This window comes from Streptomyces sp. IBSBF 3136, from assembly GCF_036815105.1.
Classification (GTDB): Bacteria; Actinomycetota; Actinomycetes; order Streptomycetales; family Streptomycetaceae; genus Streptomyces.
Genome location: NZ_JAJSZC010000048.1, coordinates 1 through 19,997, shown reverse-complemented (window position 1 = coordinate 19,997; position 19,997 = coordinate 1). Strand labels below are relative to the sequence as shown.

Below are 19,997 nucleotides of genomic sequence, written 5' to 3'. Positions count from 1 at the left end.
GGCTGTAGGAGCGTGAGACCGAGAAGGCGTGCGGGCCGCGTTCACTGAGAGCGAGGACCTCAGTCGGCGGGCTGCGGGTTCGACGCGCAACTCGCCGCTTGAGACCAGCTGATGGGGGCGGTCGGCGTAGCGGGACAGGCGGGAAGAACCAGTTCTCCTCGGCGACGATCTGCGGTTCGGTGCTGTGCTCCCCGCACCGCCCTTCGACCAGTTCGCCGGGGCGTGGACAGTCGTTCGACTCCGGCTCCGGCCCCGACGCCGCGACGCGGATCGCTGCTGGTGCAGATGAAGTCGTCGAATGAGAGCGCCGGCGGAACGCGCAATGCGGCGCACGCGTCGGCGTTGCTGTCGACGAACGACTGCACGTCGACGCCGGCCGCCTCAGCGGCCGGGACTTTTCCTCACCGTGGCCGCGCCGCATTCCATGGACGGGTACGCCCGGGACAAGTCGGCCATACCCGGCCGGCGGGCCACAGGGATTGAACCGGATAGCCCATCCGGATCTGCTACGGTAACCACGAACCGGATAGCTCATCCACTTCAACGGAACGGTTGCCTGATGAAGCAGACAGCGATGGTCACGGCTGGGACGGGGGGAATCGGCTTTGAGACCGCCTCGGGACTGGCAGAGGCAGGGTTCGCGGTCACCCTGGTGGGGCGCGACGCCGAGCGCGGTGCTCGTGCTGTCGACCGGATCAACGCCACGGCACCGCTGCATTCGGCCCGGTTCGTGGCCGCCGACCTCGCCTCGCTCGACGCGGTTCGCGCCCTCGCCGAGCGGATCGCCGCCGACGGACCGCTGGCCGTGCTGGTCAACAACATCGGCGCGATGTTCCCGGACCGACGGGACACGGTCGACGGCATCGAGGCATCGTTCGCCGTCAACCACCTCTCGCCGTACCTGCTGACGGAACTGCTGCTGCCCGCTCTGACAGCCGGTGCGCCGAGCAGGATAGTGAACGTCACCTCGGGTGCGACCGGTGTCGCCAAGCGCGTCTTCGACGCGGTCGAGCCGCCGGGCGACTACTACGGCTTCCACTGGTACGGCCGCGCGAAGCTGGCCAACCTGGCCTACACACTGAACCTCTCCGGTCGGCTGGACGGCACGGGCGTCTCCGTCTTCGCCTCGGACCCCGGCGGCGCCGCGACCGCCATGACCAACGGCACCCTGCGCGATCCGAAGATCGTCTCGCCAGGGCTGCGGCTGCTGTGGCCCCTGGTCCGGCGCAAGTTCGAGCGCTCGACCTCGGGCCCGGCGTCCACGGCGGCCAGGTCCTCGGTCTTCGCCGCGACCGACGGCTCACTCGCCGGCCGGACGGGCGTCGTCATCGGTCCTCAGGGTCGTCCGGTCGCCCCGTTCCGTCCGGCCACGGATCCCCGGATCGCCGCAGCCGTCCGCCGCCTGAGTGAGCGCCTCGCACCACTCGGTACCGGGTGACGGGGATCCGGGGTGGCGATCCGGATCGCACCAGCGATGCGGATCAGCCATCCGGTTAGACTCGCCCCATGACGACCGCTCCCCTGCGCAAGGACGCCGCCCGCAACTGGGAACGGATCGTCGCCGTGGCTCGCGACCTCGTGGACGAGGGCACATCACTGCAGCTCAACGACATCGCCCGCCGCGCCGGAATGGGCGTGGGCACCGTCTACCGCCACTTTCCCACTGCAGAGGCGCTTCTGGAGACCGTTGCCGCCCCCAGCCTGGAGTCACTCGCCGCCCACGGCGAGCGCGCGCTGACCGACGACGATCCCGCGCGTGCCCTCGCCGGATTCCTGACCCGGACCATCGAGGCACAGGTCACCGACGCCGCCCTCTCCCCGGTCACCGCCGCAGCCACGGATGCCCTGCCGCGCACCACCGAACTGAAGCAGACCCTGCGGTCGATCGGCAGCGAACTGCTCGAGCGAGCCCGCGAGGCCGACGTCGTGCGCGCCGACCTCACCTCTGCCGACCTGGTGCCGCTGATGTGCGGAATCGCCTACGCCGCGAACGTCCACTGCGACGCCGGCGCTCGCGTGGAGACCGCCCGCCGTTACCTGACCGCGCTCCTGGAAGGCTTGTACGTCTCCTTCTAGCGTCCGCTGTTCGTACGCCTCCGCTGTTCGTACGGCCGAAGACGGTCGGTCAGGAACACCCCTGTCTGCAGTGCGGCGTTGTAGCCCGCAATGCTCTCGCGCTTGTCGGTCTGGCCGGCGAACGCCGCTCGCAGCATTTCGCCGCGGGCCGGGAAGACGGTCGGCATCCGGTCGTGGAAGTCGACGTCGTAAGCGAGGATCGCCACGGCCGGCGCACTGAGGGTCCTGGCCCTGTTGCCCTCGCCGAAAGCCCTGGCCGCTCTGTCAGAACGGGCCGTGGAGCTCCCCCAGTCTGTCGGTCAGGCGCAGGTTCTCGGCGTAGTCGACGGGGCAGGCGATCACGGAGACCGTGTCGTCGTCGAGGGCGCGGCGCAGCACGGGCAGAAGTTGGTCGGCGGTCTCGATCGCGTAGCCGCGTGCGCCGAAGCTCTCGGCGTACGCGACGAGGTCGGGGTTGGTGAACCGGGTGTGGCTGTGGCGGCCGAGTTCGAGTTCCATCTTCCAGGTGATCAGGCCGTACTCCTCGTCTACCAGAACGAGGACGACCAACGGAAAGCGTTCGCGGACGGCGGTCTCCAGTTCCTGGGAGTTCATCAGGAACGAGCCGTCGCCCATCATCGCCAGTACCCGCCGGTCCGGCCGGGCCAGCTTGGCGGCGATGGCACCGGGCAACGCGAAACCCATGGTGGACAGGCCGTTGGAGACCAGGCAGGTGTCCGGTTCGTAGGTGGGGTAGAGGCGGGACATCCACATTTTTCCTGCCCCGGTGTCGGCGAGGACGATGTCGTGGCGGTCCAGGGCGGCGCGGACGTCGTGCACAATGCGTTGGGGTACTAGCGGGAACGCGTCGTTGTCGCGTCCGTACCGGAGCTCTTCGTCGAGCAGCGCGCGGATGTTCGCGCTGCTTTCGGAGTCGTAGGTGAGTCCATCGGGCAGTGCGGACGCGAGTGCGTCCAGAGCCCGCGATGGGTCTCCTTCGACGCCCACGGTCACCGGGTAATGGCTGTCGACCTCAGCGGGGAATCGGTGCACGTGCAGGATCCGCTTGTCGCCTTTCGGGTTGATCTTGGCGGGGTCGAACTCCTGGACCTCGTAGCCCACGCAGACCAGCACGTCGGCGGCGTCGAAGCCGAAGTTGCCGTAGTCGTGGCGCATGAAGCCGACCGCGCCGAGGGCGTTCGGGTGGTCGTCGGGGAAGACGCCCTTGCCGTGGAACGTGGTCGCGACCGGGACGTTCAGCCGCTCGGCGAATCGCACCAGGGCGGCCGACGCCCGCGCCCTGGCGGCGCCGTGGCCTGCCAGCACGACGGGGTTGCGAGCCGATACGAGCACCTCGGCCGCCCGCGCGATCTCGGTGGGTGAGGGAGCGCCGGCGTGCACCACGTCGATCTGCAGGGGTGAGAGGGACTCCGCCGGACGTTCGGCCTCGATGTCCTCCGGCACTGCCAGGAACACGGCGCCGGGCCGTTCGCTCTGCGCGGTCTTGAACGCCTTGCGGATCATCTCCGGCACCGCGTCCGGACACTCGAGGCGGGCAGCCCACTGTGTGACGGGAGCGAACATCGACACCAGGTCGATGACCTGGTGCGACTCCTTGTGGATTCGCCGGAGCGACCCCTGCGCCGCCAGGGCGACCAGCGGCGCGCTGTTGGTCATGGCGTCCGCGGTGCCCAGCAACAGGTTGATCGCGCCGGGCCCCAGCGTCGCCGAGCACACTCCGGCCCGACCGGTCAGCCGCCCGTAGATCTCCGCCATGAACGAGGCGGCCTGCTCGTGGCGCACCAGGACATACCGGATCCCGGAGCCGTCCAGCGCGTCGACGAACCGGATGTTCTCCTCGCCGGGAATCCCGAAGACGTACTCCACACCCTCGGCCCGCAGACAACGCACCAACAGGTGCGCGACGTCCTCCCCCACTGCTGCCGTGTTCTGCGATCCGGTCTCGCCCTCGGTGCCCATGAGAGGACGGTAGGCACGCCCTTCCGCCTCGGCCATTCATCGGGGGCCGGCCGGGTGTTCGCGGTGGGGGGCTTCGCCCGGGGCTTCGGGCCTGGCCGCGAGCACGGCCGGGGTCGTTCGGAGGCGTTGGGGTGGCACCGATCACGTGCGGCTCGCAGGCTGGACCCGGATGTGAAGGTGCCGTCGCACCGTGCGGCGGCAGGCTCTGGCAGGATCGTATGACCGCTTGGCCGCCCGAGAGGGTGACCAGTGTGGTCACGACGTCCAGGCCGAGGACCACCCAGCCCATGCGGTGGAAGCCCGCGTCGGTGACGCGGTGGCCGAAGCTGAGGGAGATGACGCTGGAGGAGAAGATCGCCCCGATGTAGCCGAAGGTGCGGAACAGCCCGGCGGCGACTGCGACTTCGTCCGGGGAGGTCTGAACGTACAGGGTGGTCTGGTTGGCGAAGTTGCACAGCCCGTTGGGGATGCCGAGGACGCCGGTGGTCACCAGGAGGAGGGCCAGGCCGGTGCCGTCGTGCACCGTGACCATGAGCAGGCCCCCGCCGACGAGCGCGAGGCTGCCGGTCAGCAGCGGCCAGCGCACCCAAGCCGCGCCCGCCGCTTCGCCGGCTCAAGCACAACAAGGGCCCTCGCCACCTGGTCCGACGAACGCGCCCACCAACCGACCCCTGGTCACCTGCGCAGGTTGTGACGGTGGTGGAGATTCGGGTGCTGTCCCGACCGGTGAGGGTGAGTTCCTGGATGCACTGGAACAGGGTGCGGTGCGCGTAGCCGCCGGGTCGCCCCCCGCCTGAAACGTGCGGAAGTCGACCACGTCCGGATCGCCGGTTACGCCGCGGTGCGTGGGGTCCGGCAGCCAGGCGCTTCTTCGATGCGACCCGCAGGACGGATGAGTCCATGAACGCCGACAGCCAGCGCCCAGAACAGGAGAGGAAGTACGGCGACCCGTTCCATACCTCCCATGCCGAGACCGAGGTAGTGGTGGGAGAGGAACAGGCCGAAGGCCGTGATCACTGTGACTCCTAGCAGGCTGGTGCCCCACCGCACAGGAGCCGGCACGTGTTCTGCCAGACCGAACCCCGCCACGATGAGACCGACGTTGCCCGCTGCCATGATGAAGAGGGCACCCAAGACATGCTGGTTCTCGTGGACGTCCGCCGGTGCCAGCCCGGCCAACCCGAATCCCACGCCGGCACCGGCGAGCAGCAGACGGGCCACGGCAGGGGCCCGTCCCCTCCTCCAAAGGGCATCACTGGTCAGGGCAGCACCGACAACGATCAGCACCCCCAGGGCGGCGAACGAAACATTCATCAGACTGTGCTCGGGAGAGCAGATGTACCGCGGTTCAGGATCCGGCTGCAGAGCGCAGTGAGCGTTACCCAAGTCGCTGATGTTGTTCCCTGCCCAACTGTACGGTCTGGCCCAAGCCGACTCGGCAATCCAGTGGACGACGAAGAACTGTGCCACGCCCACGATCCATGCCGAGTACCCGATCCGGACTCTCACACCTGTCCACCTTCCGCATCGCGAATACCTGCGGACAGCCGATCATGCGGCGCGGGACTCGGGCACTCCTACAAGCCCCCTGGAACAGGGTGGGGCAGACCCTACTGCGGCCGGGCGCAGGAGTTCGCGGAACGAGTGCCGGGCGCGCGAGGTGTTCACCGACTCTTGTGCGCGGCCCGGCAATGCCTGATTCGGGTCGGGGGCGCAGAGGAGGACGGGTGGGGGGGGTGGCCGGCCAGTTCGGTGAGCAGGCGGTGCAGACGTCGCGGAGTGTGAGATTGGACTGCCGGGAGAGTCGGCGCAGGACGTCGAAGGCTTCCTCCTCGGTGCACCGTTGCCGCTGTCTCCAACCGGCGTCCGCATGACTTGGCGCAGCTGCTTCACGTCGCCGCGTGGGCACCGGAAGCTTACGGGACCATGATCACTCGCGCCGAAGCAGCTCCCGGCCAAACTCGCTACGCCGACCACGCTTGCCCCCTCGGGCATCATGCTGGCGCGCAATGACTGACCCTCACCTGAACACAGAGCGATCACATCATCGCATCGACTAACGACGAGCCTCTCACAAGATGATCAGTATCCTTACCTGCGCATATAGGATCCCCGGCCATGAAGCGTTCGATGATCGCGCTGGCCAGCGCAGGAGCAGTCACGCTCGCCGCAGGCGGGTACGCCGTGGGAGCGACGCGGCACGACAGCGCATCCGAGCAGTCCGCTACGTGCCAGCAGGCCAGCAACGACTTCGGGAAGCGGGCCGATCAGCTCCGGGAGCAGAAGAAGCGCGAAGCCCGTGATGAGGGCTATCTCAACTCCGTGAACGCGAATGCGGAATCGGCCCAAGTGCAGATCCTCGGCCTGATCGTCGATCAGAATCCGACCTGTTTCAGTGGCGCGACTCGTGCGGCAGCGGCGTATCTGGGGAAGCCCCCATCCACAGACGCGGAAGACCTCGAGGCAGGGGAGGATGTCGCGGCCTGTGAACTCCTCGGTATCCCGTTCAAGGATTGCTCGGTCACAGCAGACGACTGAAGCTGTCCCGCGTCAGCTGGGGTGCCGGGCCTGCGGTCAGGGTGTGTCGACGCAACAGTGGAAGCGGCAGGCGATCCCGGGGCCTGGTGTGCGCGGCTCGCCGGCGATGGGGTCGTACAGGGCGCGGCCGCCGGGCCACCACGAACAACTCGGTGGCCAGGGCCACACTGCCGTCGTCGCGACCGTAGACCCGGCCACGCAGCAACTGCTCATCGCCGTTCGTACGATCAGCGTTGCAGGCACCACCCACAACTGAACACCAAAAGGTGGTGCGCAGCGGGGCTGCTCTGTCCGAGGGGGCGCGTGGCTTGAGTCGGCACATCGAACTCGCAGCAGGAATCGCCATGCCACGTCCTGGAGAACGGTTCGGTTCCGTCGCCGTGCCCGTCGCGCGGCAGCGTCGGCCGCGGCGGTCGGTCGTCCGTCCGTCCGTCCGTCACGGCCAGGCTTCGTGCGCGGACTACGTCTGCACTCGCGCCGAGTGCCGACAGGCAGCAGTCCGTGCCCGCCGCCAGCGCGAGCAGGACCACCTGCGTGGTCTATCCACGCGGGTGCCGTCTTATCCGGCCGCACGGTGGGCTGTGCGGCTGCGCGGGCAAGGCATGTCCGCGCAGGACATCGCCGACCTGGCACGTGCCGGATGGCCCGCCACCACACTCGCGAAGCGCCTGGACATCAACCCCCGCACTGTCGCCGAAGTCCGCGACAAACGCCCCCGCCTCCACCTCGACCTCGCCCTGCGGATGCGCCGCCTGCACCGCGACCTGATCAGCCTCGATCCCGCCCGCTACGGCATCCACCCCACCGACAGCGCCCGCACCCGCGGCGCAGCCGCCCGACGCACCCCCGGCGACCCAGGGCATAGCCCTCCAAACGATTTGTAGTAACAGGACGAGGCCGATTCCTGGACCGCTCGCGGATGCGGTCCTGGACGGTCGAAGAACGTGTCAGGTGACCCGAAGACCGACCGCCAGCGTCAGTTCGAGGACCCGGTGCGGCGATGCGAGATCCGGAAACAGCTCCCGCAGCTGCGACATCCGGTACCGGACGGTCTGGGGATGGACGAACAACGCCGCCGCCACCTCATCCCGCCTGCCCTGGTGCAGCAGCCACGCCCGCAACGTCTCCTCCAGCCGCCGTGCGGTCGCAACAGGCAAGGCCCGCAACGGTGCGAGGGCTCGGGCACGCAGGTCTGCGAACGCGTCCGCGTCGGCGCTCAGCACCAGCTCGGGCAGGTGGTCCTCGGTGTCGCGAATATCGGAGGAGAGGAAGCGCGCGCGTACGGCTCGTGCGTACGAGGCGGACGCACGAGCCCATGGCCGGGCCGGCCCGACCACGGCGGTGCGGTCGGTCAGCTGCCGCAAGAGATGTGATCGGTCGGCATCGGGGACGAGCAGCACACCGGTGGCGTCCGGCAGATCGTCGAGGACGAGGGTGCCTGGGTCGAGCGTACGGTAGGCAGGCCGGGCCTGGGCGGCGGGCAGCAGGACCGCGGTCAGCGAAAGGGGAGGCTGCCACCCGGCCCGTTGAGCAGAGCCCAGCAGCACGTCCGGGCTCGCGCCGGCGAGGAGGTCGCGGGCCAGGTGTTCCAGGTGGCGCTCTTGGGCCCGGCCCCGGGCGGCCAGTTCGTCGGCGTGGCCCGCGGCGCTCGCGGCGGAGAGCTCGTCGATGTAGGCGAAGGTCAGCTCGGCGAACTTGGCGACCTCGGCGGCGGGCAGACCCGCGGGTACGGCGCCCGCTGCCAGGCATCGCCAGGCCACGCGGGCGCCGACGCGGTAGGCGCTCAGCAGGGCGTCCATCGAACGGCCGTCGCGTACCTCGCCGCGGCCCAACTCGTAGGCCGCGTCACCGCCGTCGCCGCCTGTGGCGTTCCCGCTCGCGAGGTCCAGGTAGTGCCCCAGGGCGGTGCGGACGGCTCGGCGGATGGTGGCGCCCATGTGGCCCGACAGGGCGTTGGCATAGGGAGGGACCTCGTCGATGATCGCCTGGACGACCTCGTCCGCGGTGCTCTTCAGCGCGGCCCGCAGTGCGGTGACCGTCGTCTCGTCCAGGGCCAGTTCGCTGGCCCTCTGGATTGCATGGCTCACGTTTTTGTTCCCTGCGAACAATTCAGTCGACCAGATTTACGTCCTGCGGTCAGGACTTTACGCCTTGAGGCGCAGCAAGCTGGAGTCATGAGAAGTGCAGCCCTCCGTAGTAGGGCGTGGAAACTGCTGGAGATGGTCACGACACCGCTGCTGCCGTCGGACTACCTCGACCTGGTCAGCCCGCTGCGTGCGGGCGCTGACCTGCGGGGGCGCATCGAGGCCGTGCACCCCGAGACGGGTGACGCCGCAACCATCGTGATCAGGCCAGGACGGGACTGGAGCGGCCACACGGCCGGTCAGTACGTGCGGATCGGCGTCGACGTCGACGGGGTGCGCCTGTGGCGTGCCTACTCCATCACCTCGCCGACACACCGCCAGGACGGCCGCGTCACGATCACCGTGAAGGCGATTCCGGACGGCAAGGTCAGCAACCACCTGGTCCGCAGGGCGCAACCGGGCACGCTGATCCAGCTCGACCAGGCGGCCGGTGACTTCGTGCTGCCGCAGGCCAAGCCCGCCAAGGTGCTCTACCTGACGGCCGGCAGCGGCATCACGCCCGTGATGGGCATGCTGCGCGACACCGAGTTCAACGACGTCGTCATGGTTCACTGCGCGCCGCGGCCGCAAGACGTAATCTTCCGCAACGAACTGCACGACCTGGTCGCGGACAAGAAGCTGCAGCTCACCGAGGTGCACACCGACACGGACGGCATGCTCGACATCGCCCGTCTCGACGAACTCGTGCCCGACTGGGCCGAGCGCGAGACCTGGGCTTGCGGGCCCGCGGGCCTGCTCGACGCCGCCGAAAAGCACTGGTGCGAGCACGGCGTACCAGAGCGCCTGCACACCGAACGCTTCCGCCCCAGCATCGTCATCCCCGGCGCCGGCGGCGAGGTCTCGTTCAGCGCCACCGGCAAGACCGTCGACGCGGACGGCGCCACGCCGTTGCTGGACGTCGGCGAGGAGGCCGGCGTGCTCATGCCCTCCGGGTGCCGCATGGGCATCTGCTTCGGCTGCGTCACGCCGCTCAAGACAGGCGCCGTCCGCGACCTGCGCACCGGCAAGATCACCGAGGCCGAGCCGGGCGTCCTCATCCAGACCTGCGTGTCCGCCGCGGCGGGCCCCTGCGACATCGAACGGTAGGAGCACCTTGACCGCCATTGACCCCACCGCCCACCTGACCGCGGAGCAGATCGAGGAGCTTGGCCGCGACTTGGACGCGATCCGCGATGAGGTGATCGCCGGCCGCGGCGAGAAGGACGCCGCCTACATCCGTAGGGTCATCTCGGCGCAGCGCAAGCTCGAGCTGGTCAGCAGGGGCGTGCTGCTGTTCTCGATCTTCCCGCCCGCGTGGCTGATCGGCACCGCCGGTCTGTCCGTGGCGAAGATCATGGACAACATGGAGATCGGCCACAACGTCCTGCACGGCCAGTGGGACTGGATGCGGGACCCGAAGATCCACTCCACCACGTGGGAGTGGGATCACGTCTCACCGTCCGAGCAGTGGAAGCACTCGCACAATAAGCTGCACCACACGTACACCAACGTGATCGGCAAGGACAACGACCTCGGCTACGGCATCATGCGCGTCGACGAGGACCAGAAGTGGCACCCGTTCCACCTCGGCCAGCCGCTGTGGAACTTCATCAACGCCTGCTTCTTCGAGTACGGCATCGCAGCGTACGACCTGGAGCTCGGCAACAACCTGAACAAGCACCGCCGCAAGGACCCGGAGTTCCGCGCGCGGGCCAAGGCTGTGGGTCGCAAGATCCGCAAGCAGGTGCTCAAGGACTACGTGATCCACCCGCTGCTGTCGGGCCCGTCGTTCCTCCCCACGCTCGCCGCCACGTTCACCGCGAACCTGGTCCGCAACATCTGGTCCCACTCGGTAATCATGTGCGGGCACTTCCCCGAGGGCGTACAGGTCTTCGAGCGCCGGTCGATCAAGGGCGAGACGCGCGGCCAGTGGTACCTGCGCCAGATGATGGGCTCGGCGAACATCAGCGGCAGCAAGGCCATGCACTTCATGACCGGCAACCTGTCGCACCAGATCGAGCACCACCTGTTCCCGGACCTGCCGAGCAACCGGTACGCCGAGGTCGCGGTGAAGGTGCGCGCGTTGTTCGAAAAGTACGAGCTGGAGTACGTCACCGGGCCGCTGCCCAAGCAGGTGTTCTCCGCATGGCGCAAGGTCTTCCGGCTCTCGCTGCCGAACAAGAAGCCCAAGGTCGAAACGCCGAACCGCGAGCAGGAGCTCGTCGCGGCCTGATGCCCGGTATTCGTTGAGACCTTTCGGCCGTACCGGCGGCACCGCCGGGTTCGGTGAATTCCGTTGCGGACGGTGGGCGACCGCGACATCAGACCGTACGACACGGGAGCCGGGGCAGCCCGGCGTCCGGCTGCACTACTACCTGGACGTGCGCCAAGAGCTCAACACACAGCCCCGGCGAGGCGTTGTGGTGCGCTGACCTGCCATGGTCGCCGGCTCCCTTCCTTTCCGAAGTCACCGGGCGCACCCGTGCGGAACTGCCCACACTCACTGATTCGCCACGGTGAAGAGCAAGATCGGCAGGCTGCCCGTCCTGCTCCACTCGACGGGCTGCACTCGGACCGCGCGATAGGCACCGCGCTAGCCCAGGACCTCGACAGCCGCGGCGACCTCGTCGTCACCGTTGACCACACCCACGGCGCCGATAGGGCCGAGGCCCGCGCGGAGCGGCCGGTAGACGCAGGCGGCAGGACCGGCGAGCCGGTCCGGGAAGTGGCCCAGCGCACGAGACGGTGGTGCGCACCAAGCCCGTGCCGGCGCGGCCGCGCCTGACGCAGCGGCTGAGCGGCCAGCCTCCACGCTCCCCCGCGGATGCAGTGGAGTGGGACCAAGCGCCAGCGGCCGGCGCGCCGCCCACCCCAACTGGGAGCGCGGCCCGGTGACTCACGTCAGGCCGTGCTCACAGCCCCCTTCGCGGAGCCGCTCCCGGCTTCTGCCCCGGCGGGTCGGCCGGTCGGCCGCAGTGGGCATCCGGTGCCGACGCGGGCGGCCAGTTCGGCTCGCAGGGTGGTCAGTTCGGCGATTCGGGTGTCGACGACCCGGAGCTTCTCCTCGAAGAGCGTGGACAGTGCTTCCGCGGTGTCCGGCGCCTCGCGCAACGCCTCGCCGTTCCGTGCGATCTCCGCCAGGGAGAATCCGAGTGCCTGCGCAGTGCGGATGTACTGGAGCCAGACCACCGTCTCCGGCGGGAAGTCGCGATACCCGTTGGGCAGGCGCCGGCCGGTGACGAGACCGACCTTCTCGTAGAACCGGATCGTGTCCCTGGTCATGCCTGCCTGCGCGGCAAGCTCACCGATGCGCATGCCCCTCCCATCGGATATCGGGCTTGACCTTGGAGCGTGCTCCACTGTTTAGCGTGAGGCGCCGCCGTCACGAGACCACCAGGAGCCTCATCGTGAGCCGTCTTCGCACCCCCTCCCGCCCAACCTACCTTCGCGTCGTACGCGCGAGCGCCTGGTACGACCTGGCCGTCACCGCCGGATTCGCAACTCCGTGGACCTACGTCCTGGTACACGACACGCTGTCCTCGTGCGGCAAGGCACTCGGGCTCGGCGCCCTGCCCGAACTCGACCCGTGGCAGATCCTGTTCGCCAACCTGATGGGCTCGGTAGTGGTCGTCTGGGCCGTTCTGCGTATCGTCAGGCCGCTGCCGGAGCACGGACTGTTCGACGGCATCGCGCGTGCCCTGTTCGCCACGTGGCAGGCGTACGCACTGGCCCATGGCGTGTCGCGGCTCCTGTGGCTCTTCTTCGGCGTCGAGGTGGCATTCGGCGTCCTCCAGCTCGTGCCCTGGAGATGGGACCGAAACGCGGACCTCGCGGACAACGGCCGGGGGCCCGGCCGACGGACGCCCGCTCGGCACAGCGAGTCGGTGAGGTAGGAGCACGCCAACGCGTCCCGCTCGGAGCGAGCTTCGGCTTGCGACGGGCGCCTGCGGAACGTCGGGGGGCAGCACGTCGCTTCCGCGTACCGCGTGCCGGGTGGTCGCCGGGCTTTTGGCCCCGGCCGGAGACGACCGCCCCTGGACCGGCTGGACGTTCAGCGCCGGGTGGGTTCGCGCGAAACACCGCACGTCACCCTTGTGGGGCCGGGGCTGGTTCGTAGAGGTCAGCGTCGACGTCGCCCGTGACAGTGCAGGGCGGTGGCGGCACCCAGCAAGCCGGCACCGGGCGCGCCTGGACCTGTCGCCCGCGTGCCTGCCTTCGAGGCCGGTTTGACGGGCTGAGCCTGCGTAAGGGCTGCGGGGTAGAGGAACCTGAGGTTCCCCGTCCCCCTGAACCACAACGCCCCTGCCTGACAAAGGGTTTCACGGTGCTCGGCACCGGTCTCGTGCTCACCGCTGCGGCGTTCTCGGCCGCGCCGTGGGGGAACGCCGAGCGGAGCGAGCGCGGATTCCGGCTGCTGGACTGGCTGCACGAGCGCAGCGAGTCCGAACTCCCGCCCGCAGAGTCGGACCTGTAACGCTCAGCAGGCTCGCCTCGTTGGCTCTGAGCACCAGTGTCGACAGCCTGTGCGCACCGGTGCGGGAGGCTCCTGGACGGCACGGGGAATTCGAACGGGCCCACTGCGCCGGGTGTCTCACAGGCCGAAGGCACCGCCTTCGATGAGGATGAGCAGGCCAATGGTAATCAGCACCAGGGGCAGCAGAACGTGGCCCCATCGAGCGAGAGCCTTGGCGATGACAGGGCGGGTGGCGAAGAACCGGCCGGCGAAGCACCACACCGCCACCAGGGCCAGGAACGCTATGGCGTACACGCTCATCCCGGCGATGCCGGCGGTGGCGAACACCGGCACGTAGACGCCGATGTTGTCGCCGCCGTTGGCGAAGGTGACCGCGGCGACCTCAAGCGGGCTGGGGCCGCCCTCCTTGGTCTGCGCCTCCTCTTCATCCGTGCCACCGTCATGGTGGTCCTTCCATGCCCGCCAGGCGGCCTTCAGGCCGAGGGCGAGTGGCAGCAGCCCGAGGTAGGGGATGGCCGGCTCGGGCAGGAAGGTCGCTCCGAACGCGGCGGACACCGCCACAGCGAGGATCGCGACGAAACCCAGGTACTGGCCCAGAACGACGCGGCGTGCGGAGCCGCGGTGACCGGCTCCCTGGGCGAAAAACAGCGCCAGGACCAGGATGTCGTCGATGTTGGTGACGGCGAACAGCCCGGCGGCCTGCCCGATGATGCCGAGGTCCACGAGTTGACGCCCTCCCCTTCGATGCGAGTGTCCAGGTGACGCTACCGGGAGCCCGCACCGCCCCCTCGCTGGGCCGAGGCTCAGTGCTGCTGCTCCTGGTGAACATCGAACACGACAGCATCAAGCCGCCTCCCGACATGATGAGCAACTGCTGCCGCAAGCCGTGAACATAGCCCGCCGGCGCTGTTCATCAGATTCGACAGCAGTCGTTCATCACTTCGGGAGGCGCTCACGCCCCGCCGTGTTCGATGTTCACGAGAGGCGACGGCAGCGGGCGGTCCAGGCCGTCAGCGCTCGCCGAAGAAGATCTCCTTGACCTCGCGCAGCGCGTAGTAGGCCAGCACGTACACAGCGGCCGGATCGGCCCACCACAGGCCAGCCAGAGAGTTCAGCACGAGGCCTAGCAGCACGGCGACGGCCAGCAGGCCGTCGATCAGCGTGACTCGGCCTTCCGTCTTCAGCACCGGGTTATCCAGCCGGGTGCCGGTGCGTGCCTTGCCGGCGGCGAGCGCGAACATGACCGCTGCCGTCACCGCGGTCCAGCCGATGCCGAGTGGCGAGTGGTGGGGGTGGAAGCCGGTGGCCAGTACCCAGGTGGACTGCACCAGCAGGTACACCGCCAGTAGCCCGAAGCCGAAACCAATCAGCCTCAACGCACGGCGCTGGCGGCCCTCGCCGGTATCGGACAGCTCCCAGATCACCACGGTGGAGGCGCCGATCTCGATCAGGGAGTCCAGGCCGAACCCGGCCAGCGCAACGGACCTCGCCGAGATCGCCGCGAAGGCAAGCACCACGATGCCGATCACGTTCCAGCTGAGGGTGGCGTACTCAAGAGCGAAGCCCCAGCGGAGAAGCGTCTGGCGGGCGGCGTCATCAGGTCTGGTCACCTCGAGGTCCTCCCGAACCGGTGAACAAGTGCTGTCCGTTCCCGCGCGCGGAGCCAGCCGGCCCCCTGAACATGCACATACGACGTTCTCCTGCGCCAACGTACAACCCTCGGGACCCAGTACCGGCCTTCTGTTCGCAGACCCCACGCGTCACCCGGGACACCTCTCGGTGAACGACGTGGCGCCCCCCGCACCACCGGCCACACACCCGCTTCGGCCGCCCAGATCGCCGCCGACGCAGCCCACCGCCTCCGCGATTCATAAGGAGCTCCCCCCATGCCCGTCCGCACAACGGCTACGCTCGCCACCTTCCTGGTAGCGGGCCTTGTCCCCCTCTCCCTGCCCGTCGCGGCAGCGACCGCCGCGCCCGCGAAGTACGACGACGACTTCAACGGCGACGGCTACCGCGACTACGCGTACTCGAGCTTCAGCGCCAGAGGGGGCGGCGGCGTCACCGTGGTCTTCGGCACCGCCACCGGGCCCGGCCCCACAAAGCAGCGCATCACCCAGTCGAGCCCCGGCGTGCCCGGCACCGACGAGGCCGACGACATGTTCGGCGAGGTACGGGCCGCCGCGCACTTCGACGGCGACGGATACGGCGACCTCGCAGTGGCAGCGACCGGCGAGAACAGCGCCCAGGGCGCCGTGACGATACTTTGGGGCTCTCCCTCCGGCCTGTCCACGGGCACGACCCTCCCGAACAAGAACCCCGGCCGCAACAACTACATGGGCAAGGATCTGGCGACCGGTGACTTCAACGGGGACGGCAAGCAGGACCTGGCCGTCATCAACGAATCCAGGACCTACGTCTATCGCGGCCCGTTCAAGCGCTCCGGCACCACCGGCACCGTGACGAAAACGAGGGCCTGGATCGCTGCTGCTGGCATGCCGCGGTCGGCAAGATGCCCGGTGAGCCGCTCGATTGCTTGCGGAGCCTGGCGGAGTTGGTCGCGTGTGGAAGCCATGACAGTCGGTCCTCTCAGGTGGCGGGATGCACGGCCGGCGGGTCGTTTGCGACGGCCTGCCGCATCGTTTTCGGTGGGTGGTGCCGGGCCGCGCGCTGCGGCGAGGGGTGCCGCAGACGGCGCGGCCCGGCATCTGCCGGTCGCTCAGAGCACACGAGAGGGGGTTCATGGCGGACGTCCGGCTGACGCAACTGTCGTGGAGGGTGAGGCAAGCGACACAAGCCCACTCCTGCACTCCCCCGCCCAGTGGGCAGACGGTGGGGGAGGAAACCGGTACACGTACCGGGTGCGGCGCGGCCCCGTCCCACGTGCGGTCGCGGGGCGGGGCCGGCGACGTGTGGCGCCGCGGGGCCTCGGCCGGCTGGTCAGGGCTGCGGGCTGGCAGGAGTGCTGAGGCCAGCATGTGAAAGAGGCCGACCGGTTGAGCTCACTCTCATGCTCAGGCGGGTTAGCTCCGCCACCCGCAGCGTCTTGCCCAGTCGGCCGTGCTGAATTCAGCGACGCACGGACCGGGAGAAGAGAAGTTCGCAATCCCCGCCGCAGTTGCGGAAGTCGCTCACCAGGTAACGGGCAGTTCGGTGAGGGAGTGGAAGACGGGATGTTCGCGAAGGCGGAGCTGACCGACCTCGCAGGCCAGGCGGAGCGTCGGCAGCGTGGTGAAGAGCGAACCGAGGGCGAGCGTCACCTCCAGGCGCCCCAGCGACGCGCCGAGGCAGTAGTGGGCGCCGTGGCCCCACAGCAGATGACTGGAGGCGTCCCGGTGGATGTCGAGGCGCTCGGGACGGGGGAAGACCCTGGGGTCGTGGTTGGCGGCGAGCAGGCTGATCATCACCGACTCGCCCTCGCCGACCAGGGTCTCCCCGATCCGGACGTCCTCCGTGGCCTGGCGTACGACGCTGTCCTGGATGATCGACCAGAACCTCATCGACTCCTCCACGAACTCCGGCATCATGGCCCCGCCGCCGGCGAGGACCTCCGCACGCAGCCCGTCGTCGGTCAGCAGGCTCAGTGCGCTGAAGGCGATCTGAGTGGCCGTCGACTCATGGCCCGCGATGAGCAGCAGTTTCAGGATTCCGAGGAGGTCGGCGCGGTCGAGTTCGCCGGTGGCCACGTGGTTGGTGACCAGCCGGCTGACCAGGTCGTCACCCGGTTGCTTCTCCTTGGCGCGCGCGGTCTCGTCCAGGAAGGCGATGATCCGGTGGTGCGCCGCCAGGGAGAGCGCCGGGTCGCCGTCCGTGAGCAGGATCCGGGTCTGCTCCAGGAAGAAGGGGGTGCAGTCGTCCGGTATCCCCAGCAGCCGGGCGATGACCAGTGCCGACACCAGGGCGGCGAAGTCCCGCACCAGGTCGGCCGGGTGCGGACCGGCCGCCAGGGCGTCGGCCGCCCGGTCGGTCAGCTCCTGGAGCCGGGGCCGCAGCATGCGCACCCGGCGCGCCGTGAACTCGGGGGCGACCATTCTGCGCAGCCGGCCGTGCTCCGGATCGTCCATGCGCAGGAACCCGCTCGGCCGGTCGTCGGTGGGCACGGGGATGCGCAGCGGAAAGCCGGGCCGGGTCTCGTCGGCGCTCAGTCGGGGATCCTTGAGCGCGGCCTTCACGTCCTCGTAGCGGGTGATCAACCAGACCAGCTGTTCCTCACCGGCGACCGCCGGCAGCCGGACCAGCGTCGGCGGCCCGTCGCGGAGCACACTCAGTGCGGGTGGCGGCGACAGCGGACAGACGCGGGCCAGCGGCCAGTCCAGCACACTGGGGTAGGCAACGCGCACGGTCTCCCCTTCATGGTGAACGAATGCCCGCGCCACACGTCGTCCCCGGCGGCGCTCCGACCGGACCACACAAGCACCGCCGGCTGACATCCCGGTGACCAGCCACTGACCCACCCTCCCGCCGCTGGTTCACCTGAGGGCGGGGCCCGGCGAGCCGGTCCGGTCCCTCGGCCACCGGATCACGAGCGAGGACCGTGGTAACACACCACACCGGCGCGCATGCGTCCGGTGGCGGCGAGCAGCTGGGAAACGGTGACGAGGTGGTACCCGTTCCCGCAGTACGAGGATCAGCCGGGGTACGGCCGGCGGGGTCGTCGCGTACCGGTCGTGGATGACGACGATCGCACCTGGTCGTATCCGGGCGGGGACGGCCCGCTCGATGACCGAGTGCAGATTCCCCTACCCGGGTGCTCGGCCAGAGTGCGCGTCCTGACCCCGGGCACACACGGTGACGGTCTACCGGAGCAGCGCGAGGATTTTGTATTGACTACTTTGCACAAGTCACCACGGGGGGCTCCATGAAGGATCTTGACGCGACTGCATCGACCATCGCCTCAGGCGCGCCGATCAGATTAACGACGGCGGCCACCGAATCGATGGGGTGATGCCCCTGGCAGCTCGCAGGCCCCCGGTATGAGGGACGGCGGAGAGGGCAGGATTCGAACCTGCGTGGGCCCCGAAGGGCCCGACCGTGAGGCGAGCTCGCTGGTCCCCGATCAACCACTCCGGGCACCTCTCCCTGTGTCCAGCACCGGTGTGTTGTCCGCTGCCGTTCACAGGACCGACTGTCGCAGGACCGACTGACAGCGCGCTGATACGCCCGTCCGACTCGTCACAGCGCACAACCACCCGCCGATCCCCAGGGAACGCGTGCCATGAGCGATCAGACCGAGGACGGGCTCGGGCTCGGGCTCACGCCCGCTCGTGCAGTAATACCAGTTCCGGATCAGCGACGAGGACGGCCACGCTGACCCCCGCCTGCCCTCATACACAACGGCTAGGTCGAGGTCCGAGACGGCATCGCCACCTTCTACGCCTGCATCCAGTCCGGCGACGCCAACGTCAGCACCGCCCTGCATACACCGAGGCTGGACGCCGCGCCCCCGGGGCGCCGAGTGGGAAGAGATCATCGGTGATACAACCCGATCAAGTGGGCGCCGAAGGGCACGCCTGACCAGGTGCTGAGGGAGCTGACGGAATCGTCATCTTCCCCTCCTGATCAACTGCTGATCGGACGTTAGGCTGCATGCCCCGCCGTGGGGCAATTCGTATGAGAGGACGCTCACCGTGGAGCAAGAGACCGAGTCATCGGAATCCTTACCATCCAAGTCCAATGAGATGTACGAGAGTTTGTGGGCCTCCCCGTCTCTGTTCACGTTCGCTTCCGTGGTCGTAGGCGTGCTGACGGACAGCGACCGGGGCCATGAGATGGCATGGTGGGTCTACTTCGCTGGGTGGGTCCCGTTGCTGCTGATGGGGGTGTTCTGGCTGGTCTCCGGCAGGAAGCCGGCGAAGCCTGCGGCGCAGATCGGGGTGGGGGTACTGGTGCTGTTCGGGGTGGTGCAGGGCGTGTTCAATTCCGGCGGATGGCCGCTCTGAAGCGGGACCACCTCCGACAGACCCGCAGTTGGCGTGCCCGGAGTGCCGGGGCCGGATGTTCGCGCGGCTCCCCTCACGCCATGCCCGGCACTTCTACCACCAGGAGCGGCCGGCTCTGGTACGAGCTGCCGTTCGGGGGCGAAGCCGGTGTTACGCACCGAGCGGGCCGCACGTCCCGGTCGGCCGTCGGCCTGCTCAGGATTTGCCGCGACTGCGGTGCACAGCCTGGGGCGCACCGGCGGACTGGGTGCCCTCCTCACCGAGGGTGATGGTGTCGGCGTCGGTGAGCTGAACCACGTAGAGATGGCCGGTGTCGCACTGCAGTGACGTGTCCGAGCGTTCGGTGGGGTGGCTGGTGACCGCTTCGAAGGTGGCCGTCGTGCCGCGCACGGCTCGAAGTGTGAGGGCCTCCGTGCAGCCGACCTCCCGGCCGGTGCCGACCTCGGTGATGTTGCTGACCTGCTTGCCGGCCAGTTCGCCCACGGCGGCGGTGTGCAGGGTGAGGGTCACCTTGAAGGAGTCGGTGCGTGGATGCAGTCGGCCGTCGGCGTTCGGGGTCCCGGGGCCCGTGCCGATCCACACACCGGCCCACTTGGCGGAGAGAGCGGGAGCGGACTCGTCGGGGAGAGGCGGGGAGGACGTGGTGCCGTCGCCGCGGGCGCCCGCGTCGAAGGGGTGCAGCAGCAGGATCCCGGTCACGACGGCGGCAACGGTGAGGGCACAAGCGGCGGCCATCCAGCGGATGCGGCGGCGTGCGCGGAGGTGTGTGGGGTGGTGGGCGCCGTAAGGCAGCAGCGGGAACGGTCCGGTGGAGGAGTGCGGGGGCTGAGGTGGGTACACGCCGGAGGTGGCGGCGGGATACGGCGCGACTGGGTAAGGGACCGGGGC

General features: G+C 69.0%; 21 protein-coding genes and 2 pseudogenes. 12 read left to right on the top strand and 11 right to left on the bottom strand.

Annotation, left to right across the window (positions count from 1 at the left end; genetic code table 11):
• The first annotated feature begins 559 nt into the window (after positions 1-559).
• Positions 560-1,438 (top strand): SDR family NAD(P)-dependent oxidoreductase, encoded by an 879-nt coding sequence (locus V7E45_RS13420; protein ID WP_333774360.1) that lies wholly within the window; start codon positions 560-562, stop codon positions 1,436-1,438.
• Between the two features lie 68 nt (positions 1,439-1,506).
• Positions 1,507-2,076 carry a TetR/AcrR family transcriptional regulator gene (locus V7E45_RS13415; RefSeq protein ID WP_333774359.1) on the top strand — a complete coding sequence of 190 codons (570 nt, stop codon included), beginning with the start codon at positions 1,507-1,509 and terminating at the stop codon, positions 2,074-2,076.
• On the opposite strand, the gene V7E45_RS13410 is transcribed toward V7E45_RS13415, so the two are convergent.
• From V7E45_RS13410 to V7E45_RS13395, 4 genes are all read right to left on the bottom strand, one after another.
• Entirely contained in the window at positions 2,073-2,282 is a 210-nt protein-coding gene (locus tag V7E45_RS13410) for a hypothetical protein (RefSeq protein ID WP_333774358.1), read from the bottom strand. The genes V7E45_RS13415 and V7E45_RS13410 overlap by 4 nt on opposite strands.
• 58 nt (positions 2,283-2,340) lie before the next feature.
• Positions 2,341-4,035 carry an acetolactate synthase large subunit gene (locus V7E45_RS13405; protein WP_333774357.1) on the bottom strand — a complete coding sequence of 565 codons (1,695 nt, stop codon included), beginning with the start codon at positions 4,033-4,035 and terminating at the stop codon, positions 2,341-2,343.
• 831 nt (positions 4,036-4,866) lie between these two features.
• Positions 4,867-5,505 carry a DUF998 domain-containing protein gene (locus tag V7E45_RS13400; protein ID WP_333774356.1) on the bottom strand — a complete coding sequence of 213 codons (639 nt, stop codon included), beginning with the start codon at positions 5,503-5,505 and terminating at the stop codon, positions 4,867-4,869.
• Complete coding sequence (locus V7E45_RS13395; protein WP_333774355.1) at positions 5,414-5,944, bottom strand: ANTAR domain-containing protein; 531 nt, start codon at positions 5,942-5,944, stop codon at positions 5,414-5,416. Before V7E45_RS13395 ends, V7E45_RS13400 begins: the two co-directional genes overlap by 92 nt.
• 209 nt (positions 5,945-6,153) lie before the next feature.
• Between V7E45_RS13395 and V7E45_RS13390 the strand changes: the two genes are divergently transcribed.
• Entirely contained in the window at positions 6,154-6,573 is a 420-nt protein-coding gene (locus V7E45_RS13390; RefSeq protein WP_333774354.1) for a hypothetical protein, read from the top strand.
• A gap of 602 nt (positions 6,574-7,175) precedes the next feature.
• A complete protein-coding gene (locus V7E45_RS13385) occupies positions 7,176-7,457 on the top strand; it encodes a hypothetical protein (RefSeq protein WP_333774353.1) in 282 nt (93 codons plus the stop codon).
• A gap of 63 nt (positions 7,458-7,520) precedes the next feature.
• Here the strand turns inward: V7E45_RS13385 and V7E45_RS13380 are convergent, their stop codons facing one another.
• Positions 7,521-8,660, bottom strand: a complete 1,140-nt coding sequence (locus tag V7E45_RS13380; RefSeq protein WP_333774352.1) for a PucR family transcriptional regulator — start codon at positions 8,658-8,660, stop codon at positions 7,521-7,523.
• Positions 8,661-8,747: 87 nt separating this feature from the next.
• On the opposite strand from V7E45_RS13380, the gene V7E45_RS13375 reads away from it, so the two are divergent.
• Genes V7E45_RS13375 through V7E45_RS13365 form a run of 3 tightly spaced genes read left to right on the top strand, consistent with a single transcriptional unit; the run spans position 8,748 to position 11,128 of the window.
• Positions 8,748-9,803, top strand: a complete 1,056-nt coding sequence (locus V7E45_RS13375; RefSeq protein WP_333774351.1) for a ferredoxin reductase — start codon at positions 8,748-8,750, stop codon at positions 9,801-9,803.
• Between the two features lie 7 nt (positions 9,804-9,810).
• Entirely contained in the window at positions 9,811-10,929 is a 1,119-nt protein-coding gene (locus V7E45_RS13370) for a fatty acid desaturase family protein (protein WP_333774350.1), read from the top strand.
• Positions 10,930-10,942: 13 nt separating this feature from the next.
• Positions 10,943-11,128 (top strand): DUF6207 family protein, encoded by a 186-nt coding sequence (locus V7E45_RS13365; protein ID WP_333774349.1) that lies wholly within the window; start codon positions 10,943-10,945, stop codon positions 11,126-11,128.
• A gap of 469 nt (positions 11,129-11,597) precedes the next feature.
• Here V7E45_RS13365 and V7E45_RS13360 read toward each other — a convergent pair whose 3' ends face one another.
• Complete coding sequence (locus V7E45_RS13360) at positions 11,598-12,011, bottom strand: MerR family transcriptional regulator (protein WP_333774348.1); 414 nt, start codon at positions 12,009-12,011, stop codon at positions 11,598-11,600.
• A gap of 92 nt (positions 12,012-12,103) precedes the next feature.
• Here V7E45_RS13360 and V7E45_RS13355 point away from each other — a divergent pair, with 92 nt between their 5' ends.
• Positions 12,104-12,589 carry a hypothetical protein gene (locus V7E45_RS13355; RefSeq protein WP_333774347.1) on the top strand — a complete coding sequence of 162 codons (486 nt, stop codon included), beginning with the start codon at positions 12,104-12,106 and terminating at the stop codon, positions 12,587-12,589.
• A gap of 431 nt (positions 12,590-13,020) precedes the next feature.
• The gene (locus V7E45_RS13350; protein WP_333774346.1) at positions 13,021-13,170 is read left to right on the top strand and encodes a hypothetical protein; all 150 of its coding nucleotides are present in this window, start codon (positions 13,021-13,023) and stop codon (positions 13,168-13,170) included.
• 117 nt (positions 13,171-13,287) lie between these two features.
• On the opposite strand, the gene V7E45_RS13345 is transcribed toward V7E45_RS13350, so the two are convergent.
• The gene (locus V7E45_RS13345) at positions 13,288-13,893 is read right to left on the bottom strand and encodes a cadmium resistance transporter (protein WP_333774345.1); all 606 of its coding nucleotides are present in this window, start codon (positions 13,891-13,893) and stop codon (positions 13,288-13,290) included.
• Positions 13,894-13,928: 35 nt separating this feature from the next.
• Here V7E45_RS13345 and V7E45_RS13340 point away from each other — a divergent pair, with 35 nt between their 5' ends.
• Positions 13,929-14,060: a hypothetical protein gene (locus V7E45_RS13340; protein WP_333774344.1), complete on the top strand. Its 132-nt coding sequence runs from the start codon at positions 13,929-13,931 to the stop codon at positions 14,058-14,060.
• Between the two features lie 120 nt (positions 14,061-14,180).
• On the opposite strand, the gene V7E45_RS13335 is transcribed toward V7E45_RS13340, so the two are convergent.
• Positions 14,181-14,780, bottom strand: a complete 600-nt coding sequence (locus V7E45_RS13335) for a cation transporter (protein WP_333774343.1) — start codon at positions 14,778-14,780, stop codon at positions 14,181-14,183.
• Between the two features lie 276 nt (positions 14,781-15,056).
• Here V7E45_RS13335 and V7E45_RS13330 point away from each other — a divergent pair, with 276 nt between their 5' ends.
• Entirely contained in the window at positions 15,057-16,139 is a 1,083-nt protein-coding gene (locus tag V7E45_RS13330) for an FG-GAP repeat domain-containing protein (RefSeq protein ID WP_333774342.1), read from the top strand.
• Between the two features lie 162 nt (positions 16,140-16,301).
• Here V7E45_RS13330 and V7E45_RS13325 read toward each other — a convergent pair whose 3' ends face one another.
• Together V7E45_RS13325 and V7E45_RS13320 are read right to left on the bottom strand one after the other, a co-directional pair.
• Complete coding sequence (locus tag V7E45_RS13325; protein WP_333774341.1) at positions 16,302-17,510, bottom strand: cytochrome P450; 1,209 nt, start codon at positions 17,508-17,510, stop codon at positions 16,302-16,304.
• Positions 17,511-18,154: 644 nt separating this feature from the next.
• Positions 18,155-18,249: pseudogene (locus V7E45_RS13320) on the bottom strand.
• Between the two features lie 548 nt (positions 18,250-18,797).
• Between V7E45_RS13320 and V7E45_RS13315 the strand changes: the two are divergent.
• Positions 18,798-19,109: a hypothetical protein gene (locus V7E45_RS13315; RefSeq protein ID WP_333774340.1), complete on the top strand. Its 312-nt coding sequence runs from the start codon at positions 18,798-18,800 to the stop codon at positions 19,107-19,109.
• Positions 19,110-19,304: 195 nt separating this feature from the next.
• On the opposite strand, the pseudogene V7E45_RS13310 reads toward V7E45_RS13315, so the two are convergent.
• Positions 19,305-19,997, bottom strand: a pseudogene (locus V7E45_RS13310) (hypothetical protein); the annotation flags it as partial.

Excerpts from the sequence above, each read along its gene's own strand:
- V7E45_RS13420 (WP_333774360.1), top strand. The coding sequence starts at position 560 with ATGAAGCAGACAGCGATGGTCACGGCTGGGACGGGGGGAATCGGCTTT.
- V7E45_RS13415 (WP_333774359.1), top strand. The coding sequence starts at position 1,507 with ATGACGACCGCTCCCCTGCGCAAGGACGCCGCCCGCAACTGGGAACGG.
- V7E45_RS13405 (WP_333774357.1), bottom strand. The coding sequence starts at position 4,035 with ATGGGCACCGAGGGCGAGACCGGATCGCAGAACACGGCAGCAGTGGGG.
- V7E45_RS13390 (WP_333774354.1), top strand. The coding sequence starts at position 6,154 with ATGAAGCGTTCGATGATCGCGCTGGCCAGCGCAGGAGCAGTCACGCTC.
- V7E45_RS13385 (WP_333774353.1), top strand. The coding sequence starts at position 7,176 with ATGTCCGCGCAGGACATCGCCGACCTGGCACGTGCCGGATGGCCCGCC.
- V7E45_RS13375 (WP_333774351.1), top strand. The coding sequence starts at position 8,748 with ATGAGAAGTGCAGCCCTCCGTAGTAGGGCGTGGAAACTGCTGGAGATG.
- V7E45_RS13360 (WP_333774348.1), bottom strand. The coding sequence starts at position 12,011 with ATGCGCATCGGTGAGCTTGCCGCGCAGGCAGGCATGACCAGGGACACG.
- V7E45_RS13330 (WP_333774342.1), top strand. The coding sequence starts at position 15,057 with ATGCCCGTCCGCACAACGGCTACGCTCGCCACCTTCCTGGTAGCGGGC.